At 57.2% G+C, this 2,378-nt stretch carries 1 protein-coding gene and 1 pseudogene; both read left to right on the top strand.

Features of this window, described 5'->3' with window-relative positions; translation table 11 throughout:
• Positions 1 to 546 (top strand): annotated as a pseudogene (locus PO883_RS34130) (RHS repeat protein); the annotation flags it as partial.
• Positions 543 to 2,378 (top strand): type IV secretion protein Rhs (locus PO883_RS34125; protein ID WP_289313751.1); only part of this gene is annotated, 1,836 nt, incomplete at its 3' end. The pseudogene PO883_RS34130 and the gene PO883_RS34125, both read left to right, overlap by 4 nt.

Below are 2,378 nucleotides of genomic sequence, written 5' to 3'. Positions count from 1 at the left end.
CTGATGTCGGCCAGTTCAGAAAAATCGTTTTGCAATTGGCTCCTGACTATTACGGGACCGCGAACAGATATCGTAGATCGCACTACGTTCACCTACGATACGGCCGGCAATCTTGAAACCGTAAAGGATGCACTGAACCGTACAACGCGTTTTTCCAAGTTCGACAAACACGGCAATGCCCAACTTGTCGAAGCGCCAAACGGCGTGGCGACCGACCTGGTCTTCTCGCCGCGCGGGAAACTGCTGAGCAAAACAGTGCGTTCGACCGGGCTGCAAGCAAAGACAATTTATGAATATGACCACGCGGGAAACATGAAGAAAATCACCTTGCCAGACAACAGCATCATTAATTACACCTACGATGCAGCACACCGCCTGACGGCCATCACTGACAGCCGCGGCAACCGGATCGACTACGTGCTCGATCTGACGGGCAACCGGGTCAGCGAAGAAGTACGCGATCCCGACGGGAAGCTCGCACGTCAGATTTCACGTACCTTCGACACCATGGGGCGTATGACGAGCCAGAGCGGAGCTGCACAATGACCCGCCGTACCTTCAGCCGTTTGACGTCCGGCGCATTAATCGTTGTGATGACTTATACCCCGTTGCTCGGTGCCTACACAGGAACTCTCGCATCGGCGCAGACCGTGCCCGCAGCGGCAACCCAGTACGGGTATGACTTGGGCGGCAATCTGACGCAGGTCAAGGATCCGCTAGGACGAGTGACGAACCAGATCTACGATCCGCTCAACCGTGTAAAGCAGGTGGAACAGCCACTGGTCAACGGCGCGCGCCCGACCATTAAATATGGTTACGACGGCATCGACCAAGTGGCGACGGTGACCGATCCGCGCAATCTGGAAACGCGCTATAGCGTCGACGGCCTGGGCAATCAGGCTGAGCTGGGTAGCCCCGATACGGGCCTGACGAAGTCGACCTATGATGCCGCAGGCAATCTGAAGACGAGCATCGACGGCCGCGGTAAAACCAATACCTATTTTTACGACGCGCTCAATCGTCTGACCCGGATCGACTATACGGGTACCATCAGCACCACGTTTGAATACGACGGCGGCGCGACCCCGACGCCAAACGCGTACGGCAAGATGACCCGCATGACGGATGAATCGGGTAACACGAGTTACACCTACGACGGTTTCGGGCGATTGGTGACCAAAGCCCAGACCACGACCGGGTTGGGGAGCTACACCAACACGCATACCCTCACTTACGCTTACGATGCTGCCGGCCGGCTGGCAAGCGTGACATACCCGAGTGGCAACAGGGTCAACTACGGCTACAACGTGGCGGGCCAAGTCACCAGCGTCACGCTCAACCCGGTTCAGGCCAGCGGTCCCGGCACGAACGAAACCAGCAGCATTGTTTTACTGAGCAATATTACCTACGCTCCGCTCGGCGGGACCACCGGTTGGGCTTGGGGAAACAGCACGCAAGCAAGCGCAAACAAGCATGTCCGCACCTACGACCTGGATGGGCGGATCAGCAGCTATACCTTGGGGAACCCTTCCGCGAACGGCGTGGTCCGCACGGTCAATTACGATGCCGCAAGCCGTATCAAGGGATACACGCATACCGGCACCGGTACAGCGCCCAGCCCTGCCAGCCTGAACCAGACCTTCGGCTATGACGAGCTCGATCGCCTGACCAGCTACAGCGGCAACGGTACCACCCAGACCTACGCCTACGATGCTACCGGTAACCGCATCAAGGCTGGCTTCGGGGCGAACAGCTACACGAACACGATCGACCCTCTCAGCAATAAGCTGAGCGCGACCACCGGTCCGGGGCCGGCCAAGACGAATACGTACGACGGCGCCGGTAATCTGACCACTGATGGCACGCTCGTCGTCACTTATAGTGGACGGGCTCGGCCATACCGTATTCAGAACGGTGCTGTCACGGCCCACCAGCTGTTCAACGGCTTGGAACAGCGTGTCTTCCAAACTAACGGTGGAGGTATATTCGTCTATGACGGACAAGGACAGTTGGTTGGTGAGTACAGCTATCTCAACGGCAAGGCGACGCGTGAGACCGTGTACCTGGGCAACCTTCCGGTGGCAGTATTGACGCAGACAGTGACGGGAACGGCACCCGCCCAAACCACGACGGTTAACGTATTCCATATTCATCCGGATCATTTGGGAACGCCACGGATGATCACGCGCCCGCTCGACAACAAGATTGTCTGGCGCTGGGACAATGGTGATCCGTTCGGACTGACACCACCGACCGAAAATTTCAGCGGATCAGGTACCTTTACATTCAATTTGCGGATGCCAGGCCAATACTATGACCGAAACACAAATCTGTTCTACAACTACCATAGGGATTATGATCCGCAGACAGGGCGGTAC

It is taken from the genome of Massilia sp. DJPM01 (assembly GCF_030348125.1).
Lineage (GTDB): Bacteria > Pseudomonadota > Gammaproteobacteria > Burkholderiales > Burkholderiaceae_D > Telluria_A > Telluria_A frigida.
Note: the sequence above shows the minus strand (reverse complement) of the source record. Positions and strands in the feature narration are given on the sequence as shown.